Raw genomic sequence first — 24665 nt, 5'->3', positions numbered from 1 at the left:
AGAAAAAAACATTGGAAGGAGGGAAAATGCCAGTATTAGCTAGAAACAAAAAGGCTTTTCATGATTACTTTATAGAAGATAAGCTGGAAGCGGGGATTGAGCTTGTGGGAACGGAAGTGAAGTCGGTAAAGGCTGGAAAAATCAGCATAAAAGAAAGTTTTATAAGAATTATACGGAATGAAATTTTTGTGATGAATATGCATATTACGCCTTATGAATTTGGGAATATTAACAATGTGGCAGAATCTCGTGTAAGAAAATTGCTTTTGAATAGGCGTGAAATAAAAAAGTGGAGTGAAAAAATTAAAGAGCAGGGTTATACCATTGTTCCAATTTCAGTTTACACGAAGCAAAGACTTGTAAAAATGGAAATAGGACTTGCAAAAGGGAAGAAAATGCATGATAAAAGGGAATGGTTGAAAAGAAAAGATATTGAAAGAGATATGAAAAAATTGCAGAAAAATTTTGGAAGATAAAAATTGCATAAATTAATTAGAATTAGTATAATAGACATATTCAAAAACTATTTGAATTTAAAATTTAACAAAACAATTTGAATATTTCAAAAGATATAAAATAAAAGAAAATATAAATTATAGAGGGAGTGAAATTATGAGTAGAATCATAAATTATGCCGGAGAAGATTTTGATAATGAAATAATTTTGCAAAATGGGCTTACACTTGTTGATTTTTTTGCCATCTGGTGCGGGCCTTGCCAAATGTTGGAAAAGGTTTTGGTGGAGGTAGCTAATAATTCAGAATGTAAAATTGTCAAAATTGATGTTGATGATTATCCAGAGTTTGGAGCGAAGTTTAAAATAAGAGGACTACCCTTGCTTTTGCTTTTTAAAGATGGACAAATTGTGGAAACTTTGAAAGGTTTTCAAACTTTTGATGAAATTATGGAAAAAATTAATTTACATAATTAATTTATATTTTAAAATTTGATTGATATAGAAAAATAAAAAAATTCTGAAAATAGAAAATTTTAGAAGGAAGTGATGTTTTAATGAAAACTATTTTAGTGCCAGGAGGAGCTGGGTATATTGGCTCTCACACAGTTTTAGATTTGATAAAAAAAGGTTTTAATCCTATTATTGTAGATGACTTTAGTAATTCTAGCAAAAAAGTTATTACAATTTTAGAAGAACTTTCTGGAGAAAAAATAAATTTTTATGAGTTAGATATAAAAAATAAAGAAGGTTTAAGAAAAATTTTTAGTGAAAATAAAATTGATGCTGTTATTAATTTTGCTGGATTTAAAGCTGTTGGAGAATCTGTAGAAAAACCGCTTATGTATTATGAAAATAATTTATTTGGAATGATTACTTTGCTTGAAGTAATGAAAGAATTTAATGTGAAAAATATCGTATTTAGTTCGTCAGCTACTGTTTACGGTGTTTCTGAAAAGGTTCCTTTTGTAGAAACTGATCCGATGGGAGAAGTTACAAATCCTTATGGGCGTACAAAAGTAATAATTGAACATATTTTAATGGATTTGGCAAAATCTGACAATACTTGGAATATCATTGCTCTTAGATATTTTAATCCATTAGGTGCTCATGAAAGTGGAAGAATTGGAGAAGATCCAAACGGAATTCCAAACAATCTTTCACCTTACATAACTCAAGTTGCAGTAGGAAAATTGGAAAAATTACATATTTTTGGAAATAATTACGACACTCCAGATGGAACTTGCATAAGAGATTTCATTCATGTAAATGATTTAGCGGCAGGACATTCAGCAGCATTAAATTATTTATTCAATAATGAAAATCTTGGTTTTGATGCGATAAATTTAGGAAGTGAAAAAGGTTACAGCGTTCTTGAAATTTTAAGCAATTTTGAAAAAGCTGTTGGAAAAGAAATTCCTTATGTAATTGACGGAAGAAGAGCTGGAGATATTGCAGTTTGTTATGCAGATGCTTCAAAAGCTAAAAAATTATTGAATTGGGAAGCAAAATATACAATTGAAGATATGTGCCGTGATTCTTGGAATTGGCAAAAGAAAAATCCAAATGGATTTAAGGATTAAAAATAATACACTTGGTTGATATTATTTGGGTTTAGAGCTTACTTAATTTGACTTTTATAGGGTTTAGGTGTAATATAAAATAAAGAATTCCAACTTTTAGTTAAAATATATATTGTATAAAAAATTTATTAAAGGAGTATTTTATGAAAAAATTATTTTTAGTATTTATGTTATTAACACCATTAACATATGGAGATAGATCGGAAATTGTTGTAAGTCCAACTTACGTTACCCAAAAAAAAGAGAATGGCTCTAAAGTTGGGAAATATGCACTTGGAAGTGGTGTTAAAGTTTCAAAAGAAGAAATAGCTTCATTTGGTGATGGAAGTAATACTGTAATAGGGGCAGGAATAGGAGTTTCATATAATTCTTTGAAAGTTAAAGGAAATGGCGTAAAGAGTGATTCAGGAAATTTAGTTTCAGTTCCACTTTATTTGATATTTGGAATAGGAACAAATAATGGAATATACACAAAAATTTCAGCCGGTCTTGCCGTTAGAAACGGAAGTGTAAAATGGACTGACAATAGTGGAGGTTTTGGGGAAATAAAGGCTAGACCGCTAACTGGATATGCCGCTTTTGGTATCGGAGTCAGAAAAGACAGATTTTCAATTGGAGTAAGTGCCAGCACATCAACAAAAGCAAAAAGAACATACTCCAGCCCTACTAAACATTACAGAGATAACATTATGCTAAGTGGTGCTGCAATATCGCTAGATTTTGGATATGCTCTTAAGTACGAATAATAAAAAAATTATAAAATTAGGAATTTTCAAAAACTAAATATTTATACAATAAGGAGAATTTAAAATGAAAAAATTATTTTTAATGTTTATGTTGCTAACACCATTCACTATGGCATATGGAGAAAGAAATGAAATTATCATAAGCCCTATTTATGGTAAGCAAAAAAACAATAATGATAAAAATGCTCCTGTCAAAGGTGTTACAGGAAGCGGAATTAAAATCTCGCTTGAAGGAAAAGGTGGAGTTGATGATGATGTTGTAATGGGGCTTGGAATGGGATTGACATACAATTCTTTAAAAGTTAAAGGGAAAGATATAAACAGTAATTCAGGAAGTTTAGTTTCAATTCCAGTTTATTTTATGATAGGAACAGGAACAGATAATGGAATCTATTCTAAACTTTCGTTTGGTGCATCACTTGCAGGCGGAAGTGTAAAATGGACTGATAAAAATGGTGGAAGCGGAAGAATAAAAGCTATGCCGTTAAATGGATATGCTGCTTTGGGAATTGGAGTTCAAAAAAACAGATTTTCATTTGGATTAAATGTTGCCACAACACCAAAATTGAAAAGAGAATACTACAGTCCTGCTAAAAAATATAAAAGCAAGTTTACAGATGGAACGGTCTCATTAGAATTTGGATATCAACCTAATTATAAAGATTAAAAATTTTAATTTGAAAGGAACAAATAAAAATGAACAACTTTGAAGAAAAATTAAATAAGTATGCAGAAGTAATTGTAAAAATTGGGGCAAATGTACAGAAAGGACAGAAAGTCTGGGTAAATTGTACAACTGATGCTTTGCCGTTGGTTTACAATGTTACAGAATTAGCTTATCAAGTTGGGGCAAGTGATGTTCACGTAAAATTGACTGATGACAAATTATCAAGACTGCATGCTGAATATCAGTCAAAAGAAGTTTATTCACATATCCCGCAATGGGCAATTGACGAAAGAAATGACTATCTTGACAATAATGTTGTATTTATACACATTTTAAGCAGCTCTCCAAACTTATTCGCAGGAATTGATGCTGAAAAACTGGGAGCATTGACAAAAAATGCAGGGGAAGCCTACAAGTATTACAGAACTTGCATCATGACAGATGTAAACTCTTGGACAATTGCAAGTTATCCTTCGGCAGACTGGGCAAAACTTGTATTTCCAGATGAAACAGATACTGATATTGCACAGGAAAAATTGCTTGATGCAATATTGAAAACTGTAAGAGTTGATAAAGCTGATCCAGTTAAGGCTTGGGAAGAACATAGAAATAATTTGAATGAAAAAGCTGAATTTTTGAATAGCAAAAATTTCGTGGCACTTCATTATACTTCAAAAGGAACTGATTTGACAGTTGGACTTCCTGAAAATCATATTTGGGTAGCGGCTGGAAGCGTGAATGCGAAAGGGGATGATTTCTTACCTAATATGCCGACAGAGGAAGTGTTTACAGCTGGAGATAGAGATCGTGTAGATGGTTATGTTTCTAACAAAAAACCACTTTCGTATCAAGGAAATATTATTGATAATTTCAAATTGACTTTTAAAGATGGAAAAGTTGTAGATTTTGAAGCAGAAGAAGGTTACGACATTTTGAAACAGTTGCTTGACACTGATGAAGGTTCAAGAAGAATAGGAGAAGTTGCTCTTGTGCCAAATGATTCACCTATTTCAAATTCAGGACTTCTTTATTATCAGACTTTATTTGATGAAAATGCTTCAAATCACTTAGCATTGGGGGCAGCATATCCAACTACAATAAAAGATGGAACAAAAATGACAGAAGAAGAATTAAAAGAAGCTCATATCAATCAATCAATTTCACATGTTGACTTTATGATTGGTGACGCTGAAATGGATATTGACGGAATTTTAGAGGACGGAACAAGAATTCCTGTATTTAGAAAAGGAAATTGGGCGTTTTAAATTTTAAAATTTTGGGGATAATATTATGAAATGTAATAATTTGGAAGAAGTAAGAGAAAATATTGATAGCATAGATGATAAAATTATAAAATTAATTGCACAGCGTTCAGATTATGTAAAACAGGCTGCTTATTTTAAAAAGTCAAAAACAGATGTAAAAGCAGCTGATAGAATTGAGAAAATAATAAAAAAAGTCAGGGAAAAGGCTAAAATTTATGATTGCAGTCCAGATGTTGTGGAATTGATTTATAGGAATATGATAAATTATTTCATTGGTGAAGAAATGAAAATTTTTGAAAAAAATAAATAGTTAATAAAAAAGAAACTACTTTAATTTAAGGGTTTCTTTTTTATTTTACTAAAATTAATTTTAATATTTAATTTATTATTTAGAAAAAAAACTTGCATAATTTTTAAAAATGGTATAAAATTAATTTGATAATTAAAATATTCGATTAACATAATATTTGTTACATTTTTGTAATTATTATAAAGTGCTTTATTATAAAGAAAATTTCTTTATTAGTTTGGGTATAAAAGTGTTATTTGTAAATCGAAAATAAATAAATATTGCATAAAGCATAAAATGGAAGGAGATGTTCTGACATGACGTTAGTAGAAGGAAAAGTCGGAGACAAATTTTTGTTAAAGGACATTGATCAAAAAAAATTGGACACACGATTATTAAGTCTAGGAGTTTGTAGAGGAGATGCATGTACAATTGAAAATATTGCAAATGGGAATGTTCTTATAAAGACAGTTGAAACTAAAATTGTCATTAGTACAAATTTAGCAAATCACATTCAAATTGAGGTGGTAAAATGATAAATGTGGCATTTGTCGGAAATCCTAATGTTGGGAAAACCGCTTTAATTAATCAAATTTCACATGCAAGTTTAAAAATGGGGAACTGGCCAGGAGTAACAATTGAAAAAAAAGAAGTATTTTTTAAGGTCGGAGATGAAGATGTAAAATTAATTGATTTGCCAGGAATTTACAATTTATCAATAAGTACGGCAGAAGAAAGAGTTTCAAGAGATTTTTTGCTGGATGAAGAAGTTGATGTGATAATTAATGTACTAGATTCCACATCGCTTGAAAAAAATATTTATTTGACAGCTTTATTAAAGGAACTTGATATTCCAGTTGTGATGGCACTTAACTTTGAAGATGAATTTAAAAGAATTGGCTATCAATTGGATATAGAAAAATTTGAAAAGCAATTGGGAGTGCCAGTTATTTTCACAAGTGGAAGATCTGGAGCTGGAGTAGACAAACTTATGGAAAAAGCTGTAGAACTTTACAAAAAAAATTCTTCAGATAAAAAAATACAGCATAGATTGCCATTTGAAAAGGAAATCGAAGATAATATTAAAAGTTTGAAGGATAAATTGGAAAATGATAAATCTTATGAAAAAGTTTTGGAAAAATATCCAGTAGAATGGTTAGCAATTAAAATCTTGGAAGATGACACTAATGTAGCGGCAAGAGTGAAAACTGAATTTGGAGTAAGTGTTTCAAATATTGGAGAAACTGAAAAGAAAAATATTGAGAATCGTTATGGACTTGAACCTCAAGATGCTTTGGCAAGAGAAAGATACGGAATAGTGCGTGGAATTATCTCAATGAACCTAAAAAGAGGGACTGGAGATAAATTTGCATTAACTGATAAAATTGACAAAATTCTTTTGAATAAGTTTTTCGGTGGGATAGCATTTCTTGCTATAATTTATGCTGTCTTCGTAATTGTATTTGATGGAAGTTCACCGTTCATCGACTGGATTGATGGTTTCTTCAGTGACTTTGTCATAAAATATGTAGGTCACGCCATCGAAGGAGTGCCAGATTGGTTAAGCAGCTTTATACTTGATGGAATTTTGGCTGGTGTAGGTTCAGTATTGACATTCGTTCCACTTATGTTCTTTATTTACTTCTTTATGGCAATTCTTGAAGAAAGCGGATATATGGCTCGTGTTGCATTTATTTTAAATAAAATGATGACAAAAGTTGGACTTTCAGGAAAAGCATTCATCCCAATGCTAATCGGATTTGGATGTACAGTTCCAGCAATTTATTCAACAAGAACATTGGAAGATGAAAAAACAAGAAGATTGACAGGGGTTATCGCAACATTCATGTCATGTGGAGCAAGACTGCCAGTTTATTCATTGCTTGCAGCGGCGTTTTTCAGTAAAAATGCAGCTTTAGTAGTAGTTTCAATCTATGTTTTTGGTGTATTTATGGCCCTTTTAGTAGCTTTTGTATTAAAAAGATTTAAATACTTTAAAGGAAATAATACGGAGCTGCTTATAGAATTGCCGCCATACAGACTTCCAAGCGCAAAAGCTGTCTGGAGCAATATGAGATCAAGAACTTTTTCTTACATAAAAAAAGCAACTACAATAGTTTTAGGAATCCTGTTAATTATCTGGTTCTTCCAATATTTCCCAAATAAAGGAGATGCTGAAAGTTCATATATAGGTCAAGCAGCAAAAGTTGTTCAGCCTGTATTCAAGCCAACTGGTTTTGGTGACAGATGGGAACCTGTAGCTTCTATTGTGCCAAGTATTATTGCAAAAGAAACAGTAGTTGGATTTTTAGGACAAATTTTATTATCTCAAGGAGATGATGATAAAAAAGAATATAATTTTGTATCAGATTTAAAAGATCAAGTAGTTGGATTGGGAGGAGCAGCAGTAGAGTCAGTAAAATCATTAGGACATATTGCAACCTTCAAAATTGCGACATTGGAAATGAAAAGTCAGGAGGAGCTTGACCAAGATGCAGGTGGAAACATCATTCCAGCAATTAGAAGCTTGTGGAATGACAAATATGGTCAGCTAAGAGCATACTCATTTATGCTGTATGTCCTTTTGGTAGTGCCATGTGCCGTAGCAATGGGAGCTTTAAAACAAGAATTTGGATGGAAATTATTAGCATTTCAAGTGTCAATGCTGTTAATTCTGCCTTATGTAGTATCAACCTTATTCTTCAATATCGCAAGGCTATTTATATAGATATGAAATAAAATTTTGAAAGGAAGTGCAGAAAATGATAATAAAAACAGTTATAATCGCTATAATTGCAGCTGCAATCGTATTTGCAGTATTTAGAAAAATATACAAGGACTATAAAAAAAATAAAAATCTTTGTGGAACAGACTGCTGTCATTGTTCAACTGGTTCAACTTGCAGTCCACATAAAGAAAATCACGCTAAGTAGCAAAAAAATTCAAAAAATTTTATAATTTTTTTCAAGCCCCAGTAATATTTAGTCATATGACTCTAGTATTTATGGGGCTTAATTAATTTTTATTATTTTTATTATACAAATAAAAAACAAAGAAAATAAAAATTTTGTTATAAGAATATTCCTGTATAATAATACTTGACCAATAGAAAAAGTGAAAACTTTTTTCTTCAAAACTCCTTTTTAAATACGTCATCACAAGGGTGGCGTATTTTTTTTAGTATTTACGGTGCTTTGAAGCGGTTTCCACTTTGTTTATCTCATTTCAATTACCCAATTATTAAACGTAGTGTTTATGCGGGGTAAACTTTTTATATTATTTCCGTTGGTTACCCGTTGGTTACCTTTTCAAGTCTGTTAATTTGTCATATTGCTTTCATCCGAATAAAATTTTATATTGTTCATTTCAGCTTTTAAGTTTTCCTTATCTGTCTTAATATAAAACTTGTTCGTGGTTTCAATGTTTTCGTGTCCTAATATATTCGTTATGGCTGTTGTTGTTAATTGCTGTCGGCTCATTAGAGTGCTCAGGGTCTTTCGGCAATCGTGTGGCTTGTGGTTCATTCCTAGAGATTCCAATGTTTTGTAAAAATGTTCACGGAAAAAATTAATCCGTAACGGCTTATTTTCCTTTTCCTTTTTCTTAAAAACCCAATTTTGGTTGTATAGCAAATAATCTGTTGGGCTTTTCTCATACAAGCCTTTAATTAATTGGAAAATATCCTTGTGTATCGGTATTTGTCGGTGTTTTCCTTTCTCTGTCTTGTTCCCGCCATTTATGAAGCCTTGCAATAGGTCAACGTTTTCTTTTTTTAGCCCAGCAAGTTCCCCAATCCTCATTCCTGTGTAAATCATAATTAGAATATAGTCAACCCATTGTGTGCTAATATTATTCCATAGTTTCTGTATTTCATAACTGCTAAATATATTTTTTTCCTTTTGTACTGATTCTTTAGGTATTTTGATGTACTTGGCTCTATTTACGGTTATTATTTCAAGTTCCATTCCATAGTTAAATAACGTTGTTAAAAAGTTCTTCGTTATTTGCTTTGTCGCTGAACTTGTATTCAAGTTGTTTATAGCCTGTTGCATTTGCGGGCCTTTTATTTCCCTGAATACTAGGCTATGTAACGGCTCACATCTTTTGTAGCTGTTCTTATAACTGTCAAGGGTTGCTTTTTTTACCATTTCCCTTTGGTTGCTGATAAACAGTTTATACAGTTCGCTAAATATAATCTTGCTGTTGTCTATCTCATAAGGATTTACCAAATAATTATTTAATATTTCCTGTGCCTCTGTCCTTGTCGCATACATTCCAAGCGATTTTCGTTTCCCTGTGGCTGGATCGGTAACCCTTACCCAATACGGCTTGTTTTTCTTTGTCTTTGTTACACTCCCTTGCCTATTTGCTTTCTTTTTTCTTTTCATATTTCCCACCAATCCAAAAATCTAACTAATTAGGCACTACTTGCCTTTGTATTTTAATATCATTCTTTTAATAAATCAATATATTTTTTATCACTTGTAATATCTTATGTTTATTTTTATTTGAATATCCCTGAAGTTGTAAAAAGCCTTTTTCTTTCGTTTATCATTTCAAAAAAGGCCCTTATTTCCATATCATTTAGATTCATTATACGCTTTTTGTTTACTATCGTTATGTACTTTAATACTGTATCAATATCTTTTTCAGTATCTTTCACTATTTTTACATCAATAGCGTTTGTTATGGTTTCCTTTTTCCATTTTTTCCAAGTCTTTTCTAGTTTGTCTATCTCTTTTTTTCTGATCCAATGTTCTTTAAAGTCCTCTTTAACTGCTAACAATAAATGTACATGTGGCAATAATCGCTTTGAATATTTGTTGTACGATATTTCAACTATCTTTATATACCCCAACATTATCGCTTGTATGCTCTTTTTTCTCACAATCCGTGCCACTATGCTATTATTTTCCCCAACTTCATCACTTAGTTTTGTTAAATCTCCTATTTCCCTGCCGTTAAATGTCATCAATATATAGCGGATTCCATTTTGTTTGGCTACCTTTTCTTTTAATTTTAAATATGTCTTATATTTTCTGTTTTCCCTGCATAATGGACACGTTTGCCGTTTACATCTCGTAACATAATTTATTTCCCCTGAACCGTATAAAAGTTCATTGTTTATACATTCCATTATTTCATCAACTTCATTTGTTTTTCTGTATTCTTCTATGATTTCTAATATCTCTATTATCCTATCTGTTTCCGCTTCTGTGTATCTGTAACGCTTAGGATAATTCCCCTTTTTTTCCATTCTTTTCACTTCCTACCCAATCTTTATCAAAATGTTAAATTTGTCGTGCATTCTCCCAATCATTTTCCTGAATAAATTATCTCTTATTTTTTTCAACAATAAAACATCAACATTATCATCTTTTTATTAGCCTTTTCCTTAGAATTATATAGTTTATTTCATATTCAAAGCCTTTATTTATGCTATATAGGCTATATCTTTGAATGAAAAATGATTAAAAATGTAAAATTCAATCCCATTATAACTATATAAAGAAAACAAAAAAATTTTACCCAATTCTATTTATATATTTTTATTTAATATTTTATTAATCTTACATTTTTATATACTTCCTTTTATTCAAAAATTATAAAATTTGTTATGGTATTTAATATTTTTTATTTGTTATCATTTTTAAAAATAGGGGCTTTTTATTGTTTTAATTGCTGTGATATGGTATAATTGATATGTAAAATTACACACCAATCTTATTAGAATCGCTTGCTATAACTCCCCTCTACGTTGTTATAACAAGCCATTTTTTTATTTTTCATTCTTTTTCTTTGGCTTAAATACCTGCGAAGTGCTTCCACGGTTTATTACACCGCATTTTTTACACTTTGTAACATAATATTTACAATCGCTTTCAATTCCAAATAAAAATGCTCCGCAGTGCTTACAATGTACTTCTTTCACCTTTATTCACCCCCATTATACTATGATAATTTTTCTCCATTGTCTTCGTTGTCCTCATCAAATATTTTCATAATTGCATTACTTTCGTTTATTACCGCTTCTAATGCTTTCCAGTCCAATGCAACATCTAATAAATCGGTATTTTATCCACTAATTGATTTCTTTGGCTGTGTGATATAGGCAGACTGCATATATACTCTGACACATTATTAGCCCGTGCTTTCCATTCTTTAATCTTTTCTGCCTTTTTCTTTTCTCTATCCTGGTTAATTGCCAATGTAACTTCTTTTAATATTTCAAATTCTATCATTTTTTATTTCTCCGATCCTGCTTTAATTATATGCCGCCACTGTTATTCTGATACCTAGTTCCATTAGTTCGTAAACACTTCTTAAATGCCGTTCATATAGCCTATAATCGTCTATTTCCTCGTTAAGTTTATCTAATACGGCTTGTATATCCTCGTTGTAATTTTTATGATCCATTATTCTTTTAACACTTCTTTTAACGCTTTGCATATTCTTTTCCACCATTTTCATCACTCCCTATTTTCCTATCTGTTGGTATTCCTAATTTGATTAGCATTTGTTCCATTTGTTCCAAAGTTAATTTTTTAAATCCTTCAATTATAACTTTCGCTCTTTCATTACTGTTCATAACTATTTCCCCCCTTATTTTCTGAATATTCCAAACTCCATACAGGCCCATTGTCTACACTTTCAATCTTTTGCAATGCCTTTAACAGCACTCTGGCTTTGATTTCGGTACGTTCTCTAACTTCCTGATATATAAGTGTAAATGGTATTTGTTCGTTTATACATTCGTTTATAACAGCGCTCATTATTAATTCAACTTGCTGTAATATTCCTAGTTGCCCTTGTGTCAATTCATCTCTTTTAAGCCCTTTCGGTATTCCTGCTATATCTCTGGCTAAATTTGTATAATGGATATAGTGAAACTTTTGTTTAGGTTTGCTTACCTTGCCGTAATATAAAAGGGCCTTTATATTCAACGTTTCAATGTTCCTAGTCGCTTTAGCCAATTCCCTTGCCTGAAGCCTTGCAAGTTCCTCTAATTGTCTGTTTTGGTTCTCTAGGTAGTCTATATATCCAATTACGGCTTTTCTCACATATTTGCTTTCCCTCATTAGCACTTGTTTGGCTTGATTAAGTGCCAATACAAACATTTCATTTTCTTTTCCGCTTTTATCTTTGTATTTACTCACGTAAATTTTAACGTTAGTGATTTTTTTATTTACTGATAATAATTTTTGCTGTGAGGTCTCCAAAATATTTTGGAGACCTGTTTTTTCATTATTACTTTCTAAGTTTTCACTAAGCAAAATATTTTGCCCAGTGATTTCGTTTTCAAATTCATCTCTTATCACATTTAAAAAACTTTTATGTTTTAATTTAACTGCTTTCCCTTTTTTTCTTTCAGCTTCAGTTAATGTTCCAGCCTTTGCCTTTTCTAAATATTCCTTTTCCCTTAACTCATTGATTTTCTTTAATAATTCTAGGCTTGTTATCGTTTTATTTTTCTGGATCGCTTTCATTTTCATTCACTCCTATTTCTATATTTTCTAGTTCTATTAATTCTGTTTCAGGTATTTCCAATAGTTCTGCTTCTAGTATTTCTAATAACTCTATTTTTATCCCCTCATTTTCATATTTTCTATTTTAGCCACTTGTTTCCCTAGTTCAAAGAACGTATCTTGCACGCCATTAATCAAATGTACCAATAAATCACTTGCCTTTTTATTGCTTTTTAGTTCATTAAAAATGATGTCCAATTTTTCTTTGTTCTCTACTTCAAATTCAAAACTTGCCCATTCTATTATACTTTCTTCCATTCCTTCCGCTTTTGCTTCCATTCCCTATCACTCCTATTTATTAAATGCCTTTTTTGTTATTTTTTCTGCTTTTTCCAGTATATCAACAGCTATAACACTGTTACACAAAACTTCATCAACATACATTTTCTCAATATTTTTTCTGTATTTTTCATATATTTCTTTTTCACTTTTCCGGCTTGTTTCATCTCTCATTTCGTTTATTGCTATTTTTACATAGGTAAATAATTCAGCCAATTTATCTTTAATCTTTTCATCTTTTTTTAGTAAACGGCTTTCACTTTCTCCGTGTGTTCCACTTTCTAATATTTCATCTGTAACTTCCATTACAACATCTTCAAAAAATTCTTTTCTTTCATTCATTTTCATCTCTAACACTCTCCTAATCTTAATTTATTTTGCTTATTAAATCCGCCCAAAAACTTCGGATCAACTTAATTAATGCCTTTAATCATTCTTTTTAGCCTGTTAATGATTTTCTTAGCCTCTTTTTCTCTAGCCTTTTCGCTATTTTTGTTTACCATTTCCAATGCTTCAAATTTGTGTTTCATTTTCCACCACTCCATTTCAATATTTAAATTTAACCGTTCTAGCATTACGTAGCACCGTTCACGTTGTATCTTAAAATTATTAAGCCCATCGCTTAACCTACAATCAAATATTAGTGTATTTTCTTATTGCCTGAAGTATATTGAATATGCCTATTTATTTGTTTTTTGATATGTGTTATAATTGCTTATTCTAAAATTTAGGTATAAAAAAATACTACAAAACTCTTTTTGCATTTTTGCGAAGTTTGTAGTATAATCTATTTGCGACGTAGTTTATACTACAACGTTCTTTGTGTTCGTAAGGATATAAAGGACGTTTTTTTTATGATTTTTTTATGATAACTGTTTTTGTTTCGTCATCATATTCAACCGTTACATCTCGATTATTTTCATCAATCCCTAACGATTTTAACAGCGGTACGGATAGGTTCAGCCTTACACCTTTGCCATTTCCCATTTTGCTAAAAATAACTTTCGCATTTCTTACCGTTTTCATAATTATTTCCTTTCCTGTTAAGTCCTTACGTTATAATTATACTATGTAAGGTCTTAATTGTCAAATTATAATTTAAATTTTTTTATAAATTATACTACAAACTTCACAAAAATTTATTTGACTGTAATTGTCCATTACCTGTGTATAGCAGGCCCACTCAAGCCAAAAATGGCTTCATTTCCTGTATCATTCCGACACCGTAACTTTCCATTTTCGGATCAATCCAATAACAATGGTTCATCTTTTCCTAGCCCTGTATTTTGATTGATTCCGTCCATTACAATTCTTACGCTTTCAGGAAATAACGTTGTTACTACGTTCAATAAGTCTTTGCCGTAGTTATTGGCTAGTGCATATTTAAGCACGCTTTTAAATCTGTCCTTTGCCCTTACTGTCTTGTTGTAGTTAGTCATTCTAGTCTTTAAGTCAATGTGATAACGTTCTTTAAACACTCTATAAACTTCATTGTATTTAGCCCCATAGTTTCCACCAGTTGCCCTTATAATTCTGTTTATAATGTCCTCTAACTGATATGGCTCTAGTTCTCCGTTTAGCCCCTTTATTATTTCACATTGGGCCTTGTTTTCATTTCTCAATCTTTCGTTTTCAAGTTCTGTTTCAAGTGCCATTTTTAAGACTTCTATTTTAGTTAGTTGTTTAGGCTGTATTTTCCCAGTTACCACAATAAAGTAACTTTCAACTAACATATCTTGTATTTTCCAACTTAACTCATCTGTAAATGTTTTGGTTAGTTTTAAATATCCCCTTTCGGTAAATAACTGTATTTTCTTTACGTTGTTTGGTATAAAATCCTGGATCATAATTTTTGATTTAGAGATTTCATTTCTAGATATTGTAAAATAATCTAACCCTAAAATCATTTTATCTTTTATATATTTAAAGTTCTGTGTGATTTCTCTTGGTTCTCTTTCATGTAATTTTGCTATATCCCAAGCCGTTATAACCCTTTGCCCCTTATACTCTTTTGTTTCAATCTCGATCCCGTTAATCATTATTTTGTTATTTCCCGCTAATATCGCTAGTTCTTTCATTTTCTATCACTCCTATCCATTTATAAATATTTCAACAACTTCATCATTAGTTAGATCCAAATAATCTTTAACCTTTTTCACTTCAGGTAAACTAAATCTTAACAGCCCATTTACCTTTTTACTTACACTAACCTTGGATAATCCCAATGCTTTGGCTAAATCCTTTTGTGTCTTTTCTTTCAATGATAATTTTGATTTTAAGATGTTCTTTTGTATCATTTCCCTTGCCTCCTTATTCGTTTATAAAGATTTCTACTACTTCATCATTGGTTAAATTAAAGATCTTTTTCATTCTAGCAATTTCTTTGTCTTTGAAACCTTTTCCATTGATTTTATTGGTAAATGCTGTTTTTGATAATCCTATAACCTTTGAAAAATTATCATAATTGAAACTGTATTCTTTTAATTTCCCCTTTAATTTGTTGTTTACCATTTATCTCACTCTCCTAAAAGTAATATTTTATGTTACCTATTTCTAAATAATGGTAACACATATTATTACTTTAGTCAATATATTTTTTATAAAAAATATAAAAAGTTGCTTTTTTTGTTACTTTTTGATATTATAGTATTAGAGAATTAATAATTAATATGGAGAAAAAAATGGAAAAAAAAGAAGAATTTATTGATTTTGAACATCTGGGAAAAGCTGTTAAATTTTTTAGAAAATCGAGGAAAATGACACAAAAAGAATTAGCGGAAAAACTAAATAAAACTCCCTATACAATAAAGCGATATGAAAAAGATGGTAAAATACCTTTAGAAGTAGCGAAAGAGATTATTGAAATATTGCATATTCCAAAGTTATTGCTTGCGGGTTTTATTATTGATATTCCAGGACTATCTAATGAAGTTTTAGATGTCGAAACACGGAAAGAACTTTTTTTTGATAATGATAAAGAAAAAATGGAAAAAGAAAATCGTGAAGATATATTAGAAAAATTAATCGTTAGTTTTGGTTATAAAATTTATATGAACGCTGATACTTTGGGAGAAGAAAATAACCTTTATATTAAAAGAAATGAAGAAAAATATGCTACTTCATTAGATAATTTTGGTTGTATTTTAGAAAAACTTATTGATATTATTGAGTATCATTTCAAATTAGAACTATCAAATTATAAAGTTGAAGAACTTCCACCAGACGATAACGAACCCGTAATACCTGCTGAAAGTTTGAAAAACTTTTTATTTGATAAAATGAACGAGGCTTTATATAGAAGTACTAACAAAAAAGAAAAAGATACTGATTGAATCCAGTTGGCAAAACTTCTGCCATCTCAAAATGACTGAACGAATTGTTAGGGGGTAGTTAAAAGCAACACCCTTTGAAGTGAGTAGATAAAATCTACTGTGTCATCTTTTGTTAGCCGATATATAGAATTTATATATCAAATAACGGTCTATGTTAGATATAGGTCGCAAATAATCATTGATTACAGCCAATAGGGATAATATAACTCCCCTTTGGTTGTTTTTATTTCTCCACTTGTGGGGAAAATTTAATAAGCAATATATTTTGCTGTTTGCCTTCGCCCTTATGGCGAACGTGATTTTATATCAAGATTTTTCTTATAACTTTTTTCAGGATAAATAAGTGATAACCCTGATACGAAAATTTTTCGTACCGTGGCACGTGTCATAAATCAATTTTTGGTTTCTCAAAATTAGGAAACCAATCATATCCCCTTATATAAGCCAAATACAAGCCCATACAGGCTTTCCATTCAATTCTTTAATATTTTCCCTGCTTAACTCATTTATCATACGTGTGGCTTATCTATGTGGCTCTAATAACATTGTAAACTTAGCAATACTTAAATTTACAAGGGCCTTTATCCCTTAAAACCTGAATAGGGGGCTGAATATTAAAAAATAAAACATTTTTTTAATGTTATTCAAAATTAATAGTGTTAGGTTTTTATATCCATACTCCCTAAATCTAACTTAGGGCTTTTATTTTTTTTATACCCTAATTCAAGTTTAGTGTTTCCAGCAAGTTAAAAATTAGTATTTTTTAGTAAAAATATACTGGTTCTCATTTTTAACTTCTCAATTTATTCTTAAAACGTTCTCTATTGGGTCTAGGATTTCACTTACGTTTGATAATCTGATTTTTGGTATAAAACTATGTCTAGGGTATTCAATGTTCTTAAATCGCTTTAAAATGATTGGTTATTTCTGCTTTTATATAAAAGTCTTAATATGTCCTAGCCATTTGAATATAATACATTGAAGTATTTTTTTTATTTCAAAACAGAAGCGGAAGTGAAACTTAAAAAAATTAGTAAACATATTTTTAATGGGGCTTCGAACCCGTTCGCCTTGTAAAAGTTTTCTGGAAGTACCTTTTTAGGATTTTATTTTTTTTATAAAAAAATCGCAGTTAATTCAATAACTACGATTTAAGTTAATAGGCCCGTTATTCTTTTTCTTTATTGCCTTTGTCTTTATTTCTTAACCCTAATGAAACGGCTAACATTCCAATAGCCCCAATCATAGAGGCATAACCCTCAAGGCTTTTGCCTATGCTTAAAAGATATATACTGCCAATTATAGCCGATAAAACTGCAATACCGCCAATTATCTGCCCTAGGATTTTTGAAACTATTGCACCATTTACAAGTTTTTCTTGATTTCTTTGAAACGTTTGCGATTCCTGCATTTCTATCTTTTGCCTGTTTTTCTGTTGCCGTTCTGCCATTGCCACAATCCTGCTGGCTAACCCCTTTTCAATATTTTCATACCCTTGTAATTCCTGATAAGTTGGTATTGGTGCTGAACGTATAGAGACACTTTGGATCTGTGTTTCTGTTTTGTGATTTTTAGGGGCTTTTGCTATTTGCTTTTTATTTCTTTTCACCATTCTATTTACCTACTTTTTGACACTTGCTATATTCTTTTATTGCACTTCTTATATCATTTCCAACTTTTTCCCAATCCGATTTTAATGCTTTATAATCATCTTTTTCAAAATTAGAATTTCTTTTCAACGATATTTCAGGCTGATAAACTATGTCCGCTATTCCCTCAATAAAGGCTTTTAAATTACTGTTCATAATCTCCCTCCTAATTTTGATATAATTTATTTTACCTTTTTTATTTTAAAAGTGCAACAAAAATTTAATTTTTTTAAACAATATGGATTATAAATATTACAAAATGTTTATTTTAACTTTTAATCAATAAAAAAAGCCCATTTTCATAGCAGGTCCATTATTATTCTAGTATTTAATTTTATTCTTTCGTTCGTTCGCTTTTTAACGTTCGCTATGTCATTTCGTGTCATCGCCAATTATCGTTTGCACTATTCTCTAACTATTATATTCATTGCCTTTAAAATACTTTTGAACGTTCTAACGTTCGTTCGTTTTTGGTGCAATTTGTCTCAAAAAGTCTCATTAGATTTTATTTTTGGTTGTCATCTATAACCATTGTATTTATTATATTTGTTAATATTTTGCAACCGCTAGAACTGGTTACATTTTTGGTTCTAACTGGTTGCATTTTAAATATTTATTTGGAGTAGTGCTAACAAATATCACTACTATGCTTTGGATTGGTAATATTATTATACCATATTTTCTTTAAGTTTTGAATCGTTTATAAAATATCAAATAAAAAAAGACTATCCGTTTTTGGATAATCTTTATTTTTTTTATTAGTTAGATTTTCTTTTTAGAGTTGCAATGTAGTGATATTTTTTTGACACTCGCAACCCCCCATAAATAGCGGATTTATTTTTTTACTTTTTTCCGTTGGTTACCCGTTGGTTACCTTTTGAATTTTAACCCCTATAAACATTGGCTTTTCGTTAAAAAAGTAGTTTTTTCTTCAAACTCCTTTTTAAATACGTCATCACAAGGGTGGCGTATTTTTTTTTATAAGGAAATTAAATTCATATTTTTTAGTCATTTACTGATATATTTGATAATTTTAAAAGAGGCGTCAGCCTCTTTTACTCTTCTTTTGTCAAATAAATATATAAATGTCTACGACAAAATATCCAACCAGGTTGGATTAATAAAATATTAATAGTATTTTTTGAGGGGCGGATATCTGTAATGATAAAATTCCCATACAATCATTTTAACCTTGCATGCTGGACAGTAAAAAGGATTCATCCCAAAAGTCTTGTACACCTGCCTTTGATAAAATGAATATTTTGATACTGCAACATTTCTTTTAAAAGGTTCAATTGCTTTTTTGAGTTTGTCGGAAATACGTCTTGAGTAAAATCCATATCGATTTACCATCTTAAAATTTTTTGGAGGAAGATGAATTAAAATATGGGAAATAAATCTCTCGGAAGGCATAGCAATGTAAGTTTCCTTTTTATTATTAGCCAGGTCGTTAAAAAAGAAAGTGACCTCCTTGTCAGTAATGTCAGTAATCTTGTATTCAGCAATGGGGGAACGTGCAAGGTATCGTCCAAGATATTTGATAATGCCTTTTGTGCTGTTAATATCGCCATTGCCAACGTTAAAGAAGAACCTTCTGTTTTCCTTGTAAAGCTTCGTAGCAGTATTTCTAGCGTCTTTCTCAATCTTCCTGCTGGGATAGCTTCCGTTTTCAATAATTTTAAGGACATGGTATTTCCATTGCCCGTCAATAGTGTCAACGTTGAAGTATCTCATTTTCCTGAACTCAAGATTTTTATTGAATCCTCCTAATGAAACAATGGCATGAACATGAGGGTTCCATTTCAGGTCCCTGCCAAAAGTATGAATGACAGAAATGAGGTCGTAATGTACAATATCAGAATCAGTAAAGTAGTATTTGGAATGTTCAGAAATTTTGTTTTTTCTTTTTCTTTTCCTGCTGACATTGTGAAAGATGAACTTGAACACCTGGTTAACAGCGGCAGAAAGTTTTGACAGAAGGGATCTGTCATAAAAGAAGAACTTTCTGCATTCTTGAGGGATAGTAAAAAGGACATGGCGGTGTTCAATATTGAGAATATGCTTTTGAATATTTTCAGTCCATGTCATAGAATACCTGTAACCGCAAGAAGGGCAGAGCCTAGACTTACAAGTAATAGGGAACAGGTGTGTAACAGGACAGTGGGGACATTTGAACTTGACAAAACCTTTTGAAATATCCCTGCAGGCAAGAAATTTATCAATGGAAAGTTTAATATATTCAAGGTGACTGTCGCCAATATTATTTTTCTTGTAAAATTTTAAGAAATCTAGTAAAATATTGTTGTTACTGAAAATATATTTCAGTTTATTTTGTGTAATGTTTGTCATAAATATATTATACAAAAAAATCAGCCGAATTTCTATTCGGCTTTTTTTATTTCAGTTCAAATGTAAATGGTTTTGTTATCGTACATTTCAAAGTTTCAGGATTTTTTATTTTAACTCTTATTCTACCAGCTGCTCTCCTTGCCTCCTGTTGAAATATTGAGCTCCCGCCTGATACTGAAATCACACTAACAGAACCACTGCTATTGAATTGAATTTTTACTGAAACAGTAACAATTCCTTTATTCCCAAGCCTTCGTGCTGCAATAGGATAGCTCAAATTTGGATTATACGAAACTGTAAAATCTTTCCCTTCATTGCAGACATTCTCATTTCCCTCTTCCCCTTTTTCAGTACTTCTTTTTCGTTCAATATTATGATTTTTACTAGAATTTTTGCTAATTTTTTCTAAATTTCCTGTTTTTGAATTATCTCCACTTTGACCTTTTCCATTAACATTTCCCCTGTTATTTCCATCTTTTCCATTATTCCCGTTATTTCTTCCTTTTTGAACAAAAGAATTGCTTTTACTATTTTTATTAGTACCATCTCCCTGATTCTCATTTTTTCCAGCAACACTATTAGTTCTTGCTTTATAAATACGAGAATCATTTTTGTGATTTCCAGCAGCGTTTTCTGAAATATTTTTTGAAATATTTGTAGATGTTGATACTGCATTTGTCAGATTTTCTTTTGAAATTACTTTCAAGTTCTCATTTTTTTGTAAAATTTTTTCAGTATTTTTTGAGGAAAGTATTGATTCTAAAGGTGAGATTGATGAAATACCAGAAATAGCCTGTGAAATATCCTTTTTCTTATTTTCTAATGGAAATACTTTTAGCTCTTCTTTTTCTTGTTCATTTTGTGAGATTGATTTAGTATTTTTAGCTTTTTTCATTTCTTTCTGATTATTCAAGTTATTAATTTTCTTTGAGTTAGATTCAGACTGTGAATTTGAGATTTCATCATTTTTTGAAACTTCTATTTTTTCAGAATTTCCATTATTTTTAGTATCATCAATATTCTTTACACTCTCATTATTTCCAGATTTATTATTTTTTTCTCCAATATTTTCATTTCCAGCAGTTTCTTGCGAAGAATCTTGAAACACACCTTCACTTAAATTTACTGTTATTGGCTCGTTTTGCTTATTTTCTTTTTTACTGCTATTTGAAGTATAATAGACCACTGGAATAAACAAAATCATAATATTTAAAATAACTGAAATTATATAAAATTTCATTTTTTCCCTCTCTTTAACGCTCTAAACAAATTTATGAAATAAGCTCACTTTTCTAAAATTCATAGCTTGCTCCAATATAATAAGTTCGTTCGTCAGCTGGTGAATATACCGTCTTTCCTGTAAGCGGATCTTTTCCTTGAGCGACATTATATTTTTTGTTAAATACATTTTTTACTCCTGCATTAATCCCGAATCCACTTTGATGTTTGTATTTTAAACCTAAATCTGTTGTAGAATATGAAGGTATTTTTTCATTGTAGGTATCTACTGAGCTTGAATAATAATTTAAGTTAGCAGTAGTTCTCAAACCGTCTGCTATTTCATAATCAAGTCCTAATGTAACTTTTGTAGATGGAACTCCTGGTATTTTTTGCCCATCTTTAAAATTATAAGTTGTTGAAGTTAGTACATCATCTCCCACTTTTTTAATTTTAGCATTCACGTATGTAAATGATTCATTTACTCTCAATTTACCTAAATATTGCTCAGCAAATAGCTCTACACCTGTTCTTTCGGTAGCTTTTAAATTATGGAATGTCCATCTTGCTGTACTTGGTCCTCCCAATACTCCGTGATCCATATTCAAGTATATTTCGTTATTTGTTCGTGTATGAAACGCTGTGGCACTTACAAACGAATTCCATAACATATCTTTAAATCCTAATTCATATGTATTAAATTTTTCTGTTTTTAAATTATTTAAAGTATAATTTCTAGCTCCTGGTGCATAATCAACAAATTCTGTTGCAGCTGGTGATCTAAATCCTCTTTCATATTTCGCATAAACATTTCCTGTATCAGAATATTTGTAATTAAGTCCCAATTCATAAGCGCTATTGTTGTCTTTTCTCGAACCGTGCATTTCTCTTGATGGAATATTCACAAAGCCTCTTCCACCAGGTATCGGCATTCTCGTAGACGGAACTTCTCTATTTGTTTTATACTCCGCTCTTTCATATCTATAACCTGCTGTTCCTTCTAAATTGCCAACAATTTTATGCCGTCCTAGCAAATAAAACGAATTCGTCTCTTTCGCTAAATCAACATTCATAATTGGTGTTCCAAATATAGTTTGCTCTCTATTTCCTTTATGGTCGATGTAGTTATATCCAAAAATTATATTCCCATTTTCAAGTCCATAATTTCCCTTAAAATTGATTCCTTTTTTATTATCTTCAAATTTTGTTTTAGGCATTCCGTACATAATTTTATTTGTATCCTGTTTATATCCTGTCAATGATAACTTCAAGTTATCGGTAACTTTCCCTTCGTATCCCAAGCTATACTCTTTTCTATCAATATCAAGATCACTCAAAGTCCCAGACTGTCTTCTGTCACTCAAAAGTTGCGATTTTGTTAAATCTGAAGCCAATGTTTCTTCTGAATTGTATCTCGCCGCCTTAAATTTCAAACTGTGATTATCTGTTATATTATATTTCAAGCTCCCATTCAAATATTCATACGCTTCTTTAGAACCTCTTCTATATCCTTTTCCATTAACATTTTCATACCCCAAATCAATGATAAATTTATTACCATAATTTATTCCAGCATCAAATCCTAATTTATTTGTTCCATAAGAGCTATTTTGATAGTAAGCTTTGCCTGAAGCTCCTTCTTTTGTTCTATCTTTCGTAATAATATTTACAACTCCACCTCGAGTTCCACTCCCGTACAGAACTGTTCCTCCGCCATTTATTATCTCTACTCTTTCCACATCATTAACTGATATTGTATTTAAAGGAATATAAGCATGGGAAGTATCAATCGTATCCATAGCAATATCTCCATCAATCAAGATTTTTACTGAAGAAACTGCTTTAGAAATGTTTGCACTCGTTCCTAATCCAAATCTCCCTTGACCTCTCATATCCACCGCTGAACCGAATCCAGTTTGTGTTATATTAACTCCTGGTGCCTGTTTTAATATATCTTCTACAGTATTATACCCTTTTTCTTGAATATCCTCCGATGTAATAATCGTAACATTTTTTATTTGATTGTCAATATTATCATTAAATCCTGTCGCCGTTACGACTGTTTCTTCAAGTTTTCCCTCGTATTTTCCTTCTGCATACAAAGAAAGACTAGCTAAAATTAAACTTAAAATTGCAATTTTTTTTAACATAAATTTCATTCCCGCATGACAATTATATATATCTGTCACGCTCTCCTTTTCTTAAAATTAATATTTATTATTTATCATTTTTTTGTATATTAAGACTAACATTTTTTACATTCTCATTACGTAATTTCGACATTATTTCTACAATATATCCATATTCAAGATGCTCATCAGCCGTCAATGTCATATTTTCAAGCATCTCTTTTGGCAATCTCAAAATCTCATTATGAATATTCTCTCCCGAAATTTCTTTAACATTGTTTCCTAACTTCAAAAAATATTTTTTCTCTCTATTAACTATTATTTCTGCCTTCGTCTCCTCTTTTTTATCAAATTTAGCATCCGATTTAGGAATAGAAAGCTGAAATTGTGAATATTTATTAAATGTCGTGGCAATCATAAAAAATATTAATAACATAAATATGACATCAATAAGATTAAGCATTGATATTTCCGCATTCTGCCTATTTCTTCTATTAGAAAATTTCATTTTTTATTCCCTTCAATACTTTATAATTCTATTTTTTCACTCTTCCCATAATATGCAAAGCCGCTCTCTCCATTTCCAACGCTGTCGCATCTATTCTTCTATTAAAGTAATTGTAAAAGATTAAAGTAGGTATCGCCACAATTAGACCAAACGCCGTAGTGTACAGAGCCTCTGATATTCCTGCTGCAACTGTTTTAGAACTTTCCACACTTGCAGATAATGCCGAAAATGATGTTATCATTCCAGTAACTGTTCCAAGAAGCCCCAACTGAGGTGCTGTATTTACTACTGCCCCAAGAAGCCACATCCCTTTTTCCAGTTTTCCTGTCTGTGCCAAAACAGCTTCTCTTATTATTTCCTCAAGATATTCCTTCTCTGATTCCTCAATTTTATTTAAATCCAAATCTATATTTTCCATTGTTTTTGTAATAATTCTAGAAACTGAATCTCTTTTTGAGTTTGTAATCTTAATAACTTCCTCTTTACTCTTTGTTTGCAATGCCTTATACAGCTCTTTTCTATACTCTTTTGTAAAATCTTTTTCCATTGTAAAAAAAACCCATAATTTTTCCAAAATTACTGCGACTCCGCAAATTGAAGCCGCCAGTATTCCCCACATAAATATTCCACCTGAAATAAAATAGTGTAGCAACATTAATTTTTCCTTTCCAT

At 30.7% G+C, this 24665-nt stretch carries 31 protein-coding genes; 11 read left to right on the top strand and 20 right to left on the bottom strand.

Annotated elements, in window-relative coordinates; translation table 11 throughout:
• Positions 1 to 26: 26 nt before the first annotated feature.
• From smpB to FVE73_RS09510, 10 genes are all read left to right on the top strand, one after another.
• The gene (smpB, locus tag FVE73_RS09555) at positions 27 to 476 is read left to right on the top strand and encodes an SsrA-binding protein SmpB (RefSeq protein ID WP_018498233.1); all 450 of its coding nucleotides are present in this window, start codon (positions 27 to 29) and stop codon (positions 474 to 476) included.
• A gap of 136 nt (positions 477 to 612) precedes the next feature.
• Entirely contained in the window at positions 613 to 930 is a 318-nt protein-coding gene (locus FVE73_RS09550) for a thioredoxin family protein (RefSeq protein WP_018498232.1), read from the top strand.
• 80 nt (positions 931 to 1010) lie between these two features.
• Complete coding sequence (galE, locus tag FVE73_RS09545) at positions 1011 to 2036, top strand: UDP-glucose 4-epimerase GalE (protein WP_018498231.1); 1026 nt, start codon at positions 1011 to 1013, stop codon at positions 2034 to 2036.
• Positions 2037 to 2179: 143 nt separating this feature from the next.
• Positions 2180 to 2782, top strand: a complete 603-nt coding sequence (locus tag FVE73_RS09540; RefSeq protein ID WP_018498230.1) for a hypothetical protein — start codon at positions 2180 to 2182, stop codon at positions 2780 to 2782.
• Positions 2783 to 2846: 64 nt separating this feature from the next.
• Positions 2847 to 3449, top strand: coding sequence for a hypothetical protein (locus FVE73_RS09535; RefSeq protein WP_018498229.1), 603 nt, complete (start codon positions 2847 to 2849; stop codon positions 3447 to 3449).
• Positions 3450 to 3478: 29 nt separating this feature from the next.
• A complete protein-coding gene (locus FVE73_RS09530; RefSeq protein ID WP_018498228.1) occupies positions 3479 to 4714 on the top strand; it encodes an aminopeptidase in 1236 nt (411 codons plus the stop codon).
• 25 nt (positions 4715 to 4739) lie between these two features.
• Positions 4740 to 5024, top strand: a complete 285-nt coding sequence (locus FVE73_RS09525; protein ID WP_018498227.1) for a chorismate mutase — start codon at positions 4740 to 4742, stop codon at positions 5022 to 5024.
• A gap of 296 nt (positions 5025 to 5320) precedes the next feature.
• The gene (locus FVE73_RS09520; RefSeq protein ID WP_018498226.1) at positions 5321 to 5539 is read left to right on the top strand and encodes a FeoA family protein; all 219 of its coding nucleotides are present in this window, start codon (positions 5321 to 5323) and stop codon (positions 5537 to 5539) included.
• Positions 5536 to 7731: a ferrous iron transport protein B gene (gene feoB, locus FVE73_RS09515; RefSeq protein WP_018498225.1), complete on the top strand. Its 2196-nt coding sequence runs from the start codon at positions 5536 to 5538 to the stop codon at positions 7729 to 7731. Before FVE73_RS09520 ends, feoB begins: the two co-directional genes overlap by 4 nt.
• Positions 7732 to 7765: 34 nt before the next feature.
• Complete coding sequence (locus FVE73_RS09510) at positions 7766 to 7936, top strand: FeoB-associated Cys-rich membrane protein (RefSeq protein ID WP_018498224.1); 171 nt, start codon at positions 7766 to 7768, stop codon at positions 7934 to 7936.
• 384 nt (positions 7937 to 8320) lie between these two features.
• Here the strand turns inward: FVE73_RS09510 and FVE73_RS09505 are convergent, their stop codons facing one another.
• The 13 genes from FVE73_RS09505 to FVE73_RS09445 form a co-directional block, all read right to left on the bottom strand.
• Complete coding sequence (locus tag FVE73_RS09505; RefSeq protein ID WP_018498223.1) at positions 8321 to 9391, bottom strand: tyrosine-type recombinase/integrase; 1071 nt, start codon at positions 9389 to 9391, stop codon at positions 8321 to 8323.
• Between the two features lie 116 nt (positions 9392 to 9507).
• A complete protein-coding gene (locus tag FVE73_RS09500) occupies positions 9508 to 10260 on the bottom strand; it encodes a protein rep (RefSeq protein ID WP_018498222.1) in 753 nt (250 codons plus the stop codon).
• Positions 10261 to 10782: 522 nt separating this feature from the next.
• Positions 10783 to 10935 carry a hypothetical protein gene (locus tag FVE73_RS09495; protein ID WP_018498221.1) on the bottom strand — a complete coding sequence of 51 codons (153 nt, stop codon included), beginning with the start codon at positions 10933 to 10935 and terminating at the stop codon, positions 10783 to 10785.
• Positions 10936 to 11062: 127 nt separating this feature from the next.
• Positions 11063 to 11245: a hypothetical protein gene (locus FVE73_RS09490; protein ID WP_018498220.1), complete on the bottom strand. Its 183-nt coding sequence runs from the start codon at positions 11243 to 11245 to the stop codon at positions 11063 to 11065.
• A gap of 22 nt (positions 11246 to 11267) precedes the next feature.
• Positions 11268 to 11468 (bottom strand): hypothetical protein, encoded by a 201-nt coding sequence (locus tag FVE73_RS09485; RefSeq protein ID WP_232058512.1) that lies wholly within the window; start codon positions 11466 to 11468, stop codon positions 11268 to 11270.
• The gene (locus tag FVE73_RS09480; RefSeq protein WP_018498218.1) at positions 11440 to 11592 is read right to left on the bottom strand and encodes a hypothetical protein; all 153 of its coding nucleotides are present in this window, start codon (positions 11590 to 11592) and stop codon (positions 11440 to 11442) included. The genes FVE73_RS09485 and FVE73_RS09480 overlap by 29 nt, the downstream gene beginning before the upstream one ends.
• Positions 11582 to 12490 carry a hypothetical protein gene (locus tag FVE73_RS09475; protein WP_018498217.1) on the bottom strand — a complete coding sequence of 303 codons (909 nt, stop codon included), beginning with the start codon at positions 12488 to 12490 and terminating at the stop codon, positions 11582 to 11584. The genes FVE73_RS09480 and FVE73_RS09475 overlap by 11 nt, the downstream gene beginning before the upstream one ends.
• Before the next feature lie 96 nt (positions 12491 to 12586).
• Positions 12587 to 12808, bottom strand: a complete 222-nt coding sequence (locus tag FVE73_RS09470) for a hypothetical protein (RefSeq protein WP_018498216.1) — start codon at positions 12806 to 12808, stop codon at positions 12587 to 12589.
• 12 nt (positions 12809 to 12820) lie between these two features.
• Positions 12821 to 13156 carry a hypothetical protein gene (locus FVE73_RS09465; protein ID WP_018498215.1) on the bottom strand — a complete coding sequence of 112 codons (336 nt, stop codon included), beginning with the start codon at positions 13154 to 13156 and terminating at the stop codon, positions 12821 to 12823.
• 504 nt (positions 13157 to 13660) lie between these two features.
• Positions 13661 to 13834 carry a hypothetical protein gene (locus FVE73_RS09460; RefSeq protein ID WP_018498213.1) on the bottom strand — a complete coding sequence of 58 codons (174 nt, stop codon included), beginning with the start codon at positions 13832 to 13834 and terminating at the stop codon, positions 13661 to 13663.
• A gap of 218 nt (positions 13835 to 14052) precedes the next feature.
• Positions 14053 to 14886, bottom strand: a complete 834-nt coding sequence (locus FVE73_RS09455; protein ID WP_018498212.1) for an ORF6N domain-containing protein — start codon at positions 14884 to 14886, stop codon at positions 14053 to 14055.
• Between the two features lie 12 nt (positions 14887 to 14898).
• Positions 14899 to 15105, bottom strand: a complete 207-nt coding sequence (locus FVE73_RS09450; protein WP_018498211.1) for a helix-turn-helix domain-containing protein — start codon at positions 15103 to 15105, stop codon at positions 14899 to 14901.
• A 13-nt stretch (positions 15106 to 15118) separates the two neighbouring features.
• A complete protein-coding gene (locus FVE73_RS09445) occupies positions 15119 to 15319 on the bottom strand; it encodes a DUF739 family protein (RefSeq protein WP_018498210.1) in 201 nt (66 codons plus the stop codon).
• Positions 15320 to 15489: 170 nt separating this feature from the next.
• Between FVE73_RS09445 and FVE73_RS09440 the strand changes: the two genes are divergently transcribed.
• Positions 15490 to 16140: a helix-turn-helix domain-containing protein gene (locus FVE73_RS09440; protein ID WP_018498209.1), complete on the top strand. Its 651-nt coding sequence runs from the start codon at positions 15490 to 15492 to the stop codon at positions 16138 to 16140.
• Between the two features lie 1168 nt (positions 16141 to 17308).
• Here the strand turns inward: FVE73_RS09440 and FVE73_RS09435 are convergent.
• From FVE73_RS09435 to FVE73_RS09405, 7 genes are all read right to left on the bottom strand, one after another.
• Positions 17309 to 17752: a DUF2335 domain-containing protein gene (locus tag FVE73_RS09435; protein ID WP_018498208.1), complete on the bottom strand. Its 444-nt coding sequence runs from the start codon at positions 17750 to 17752 to the stop codon at positions 17309 to 17311.
• Between the two features lies 1 nt (position 17753).
• Positions 17754 to 17945: a hypothetical protein gene (locus tag FVE73_RS09430; protein WP_018498207.1), complete on the bottom strand. Its 192-nt coding sequence runs from the start codon at positions 17943 to 17945 to the stop codon at positions 17754 to 17756.
• A gap of 972 nt (positions 17946 to 18917) precedes the next feature.
• On the bottom strand, positions 18918 to 20138 hold the full coding sequence (locus FVE73_RS09425; RefSeq protein WP_026239074.1) for an IS91 family transposase: 1221 nt from the start codon (positions 20136 to 20138) through the stop codon (positions 18918 to 18920).
• 46 nt (positions 20139 to 20184) lie between these two features.
• A complete protein-coding gene (locus FVE73_RS09420; RefSeq protein WP_018498941.1) occupies positions 20185 to 21378 on the bottom strand; it encodes a TonB family protein in 1194 nt (397 codons plus the stop codon).
• Between the two features lie 52 nt (positions 21379 to 21430).
• Positions 21431 to 23506 (bottom strand): TonB-dependent receptor, encoded by a 2076-nt coding sequence (locus FVE73_RS09415; RefSeq protein ID WP_232058511.1) that lies wholly within the window; start codon positions 23504 to 23506, stop codon positions 21431 to 21433.
• 67 nt (positions 23507 to 23573) lie between these two features.
• The gene (locus FVE73_RS09410; protein WP_018498943.1) at positions 23574 to 23993 is read right to left on the bottom strand and encodes an ExbD/TolR family protein; all 420 of its coding nucleotides are present in this window, start codon (positions 23991 to 23993) and stop codon (positions 23574 to 23576) included.
• 28 nt (positions 23994 to 24021) lie between these two features.
• Entirely contained in the window at positions 24022 to 24612 is a 591-nt protein-coding gene (locus FVE73_RS09405; protein WP_018498944.1) for a MotA/TolQ/ExbB proton channel family protein, read from the bottom strand.
• Positions 24613 to 24665 lie beyond the last annotated feature (53 nt).

The organism is Leptotrichia wadei (genome assembly GCF_007990545.2).
GTDB lineage: Bacteria > Fusobacteriota > Fusobacteriia > Fusobacteriales > Leptotrichiaceae > Leptotrichia > Leptotrichia wadei.
This window is presented reverse-complemented; position numbering and strand designations above follow the sequence as displayed.

Excerpts from the sequence above, each read along its gene's own strand:
- feoB (WP_018498225.1), top strand. The coding sequence starts at position 5,536 with ATGATAAATGTGGCATTTGTCGGAAATCCTAATGTTGGGAAAACCGCT.
- FVE73_RS09500 (WP_018498222.1), bottom strand. The coding sequence starts at position 10,260 with ATGGAAAAAAAGGGGAATTATCCTAAGCGTTACAGATACACAGAAGCG.
- FVE73_RS09535 (WP_018498229.1), top strand. The coding sequence starts at position 2,847 with ATGAAAAAATTATTTTTAATGTTTATGTTGCTAACACCATTCACTATG.
- FVE73_RS09490 (WP_018498220.1), bottom strand. The coding sequence starts at position 11,245 with ATGATAGAATTTGAAATATTAAAAGAAGTTACATTGGCAATTAACCAG.
- FVE73_RS09435 (WP_018498208.1), bottom strand. The coding sequence starts at position 17,752 with ATGGTGAAAAGAAATAAAAAGCAAATAGCAAAAGCCCCTAAAAATCAC.
- FVE73_RS09525 (WP_018498227.1), top strand. The coding sequence starts at position 4,740 with ATGAAATGTAATAATTTGGAAGAAGTAAGAGAAAATATTGATAGCATA.
- FVE73_RS09470 (WP_018498216.1), bottom strand. The coding sequence starts at position 12,808 with ATGGAAGCAAAAGCGGAAGGAATGGAAGAAAGTATAATAGAATGGGCA.
- smpB (WP_018498233.1), top strand. The coding sequence starts at position 27 with ATGCCAGTATTAGCTAGAAACAAAAAGGCTTTTCATGATTACTTTATA.
- FVE73_RS09455 (WP_018498212.1), bottom strand. The coding sequence starts at position 14,886 with ATGAAAGAACTAGCGATATTAGCGGGAAATAACAAAATAATGATTAAC.
- FVE73_RS09430 (WP_018498207.1), bottom strand. The coding sequence starts at position 17,945 with ATGAACAGTAATTTAAAAGCCTTTATTGAGGGAATAGCGGACATAGTT.
- FVE73_RS09440 (WP_018498209.1), top strand. The coding sequence starts at position 15,490 with ATGGAAAAAAAAGAAGAATTTATTGATTTTGAACATCTGGGAAAAGCT.
- FVE73_RS09425 (WP_026239074.1), bottom strand. The coding sequence starts at position 20,138 with ATGACAAACATTACACAAAATAAACTGAAATATATTTTCAGTAACAAC.
- FVE73_RS09505 (WP_018498223.1), bottom strand. The coding sequence starts at position 9,391 with ATGAAAAGAAAAAAGAAAGCAAATAGGCAAGGGAGTGTAACAAAGACA.
- FVE73_RS09415 (WP_232058511.1), bottom strand. The coding sequence starts at position 23,506 with ATGTTAAAAAAAATTGCAATTTTAAGTTTAATTTTAGCTAGTCTTTCT.
- FVE73_RS09445 (WP_018498210.1), bottom strand. The coding sequence starts at position 15,319 with ATGGTAAACAACAAATTAAAGGGGAAATTAAAAGAATACAGTTTCAAT.
- FVE73_RS09540 (WP_018498230.1), top strand. The coding sequence starts at position 2,180 with ATGAAAAAATTATTTTTAGTATTTATGTTATTAACACCATTAACATAT.
- FVE73_RS09450 (WP_018498211.1), bottom strand. The coding sequence starts at position 15,105 with ATGATACAAAAGAACATCTTAAAATCAAAATTATCATTGAAAGAAAAG.
- FVE73_RS09550 (WP_018498232.1), top strand. The coding sequence starts at position 613 with ATGAGTAGAATCATAAATTATGCCGGAGAAGATTTTGATAATGAAATA.
- FVE73_RS09475 (WP_018498217.1), bottom strand. The coding sequence starts at position 12,490 with ATGAAAGCGATCCAGAAAAATAAAACGATAACAAGCCTAGAATTATTA.
- FVE73_RS09420 (WP_018498941.1), bottom strand. The coding sequence starts at position 21,378 with ATGAAATTTTATATAATTTCAGTTATTTTAAATATTATGATTTTGTTT.
- galE (WP_018498231.1), top strand. The coding sequence starts at position 1,011 with ATGAAAACTATTTTAGTGCCAGGAGGAGCTGGGTATATTGGCTCTCAC.
- FVE73_RS09480 (WP_018498218.1), bottom strand. The coding sequence starts at position 11,592 with ATGAACAGTAATGAAAGAGCGAAAGTTATAATTGAAGGATTTAAAAAA.
- FVE73_RS09530 (WP_018498228.1), top strand. The coding sequence starts at position 3,479 with ATGAACAACTTTGAAGAAAAATTAAATAAGTATGCAGAAGTAATTGTA.
- FVE73_RS09410 (WP_018498943.1), bottom strand. The coding sequence starts at position 23,993 with ATGAAATTTTCTAATAGAAGAAATAGGCAGAATGCGGAAATATCAATG.
- FVE73_RS09465 (WP_018498215.1), bottom strand. The coding sequence starts at position 13,156 with ATGAAAATGAATGAAAGAAAAGAATTTTTTGAAGATGTTGTAATGGAA.
- FVE73_RS09520 (WP_018498226.1), top strand. The coding sequence starts at position 5,321 with ATGACGTTAGTAGAAGGAAAAGTCGGAGACAAATTTTTGTTAAAGGAC.
- FVE73_RS09510 (WP_018498224.1), top strand. The coding sequence starts at position 7,766 with ATGATAATAAAAACAGTTATAATCGCTATAATTGCAGCTGCAATCGTA.
- FVE73_RS09460 (WP_018498213.1), bottom strand. The coding sequence starts at position 13,834 with ATGAAAACGGTAAGAAATGCGAAAGTTATTTTTAGCAAAATGGGAAAT.
- FVE73_RS09485 (WP_232058512.1), bottom strand. The coding sequence starts at position 11,468 with ATGGTGGAAAAGAATATGCAAAGCGTTAAAAGAAGTGTTAAAAGAATA.
- FVE73_RS09405 (WP_018498944.1), bottom strand. The coding sequence starts at position 24,612 with ATGTGGGGAATACTGGCGGCTTCAATTTGCGGAGTCGCAGTAATTTTG.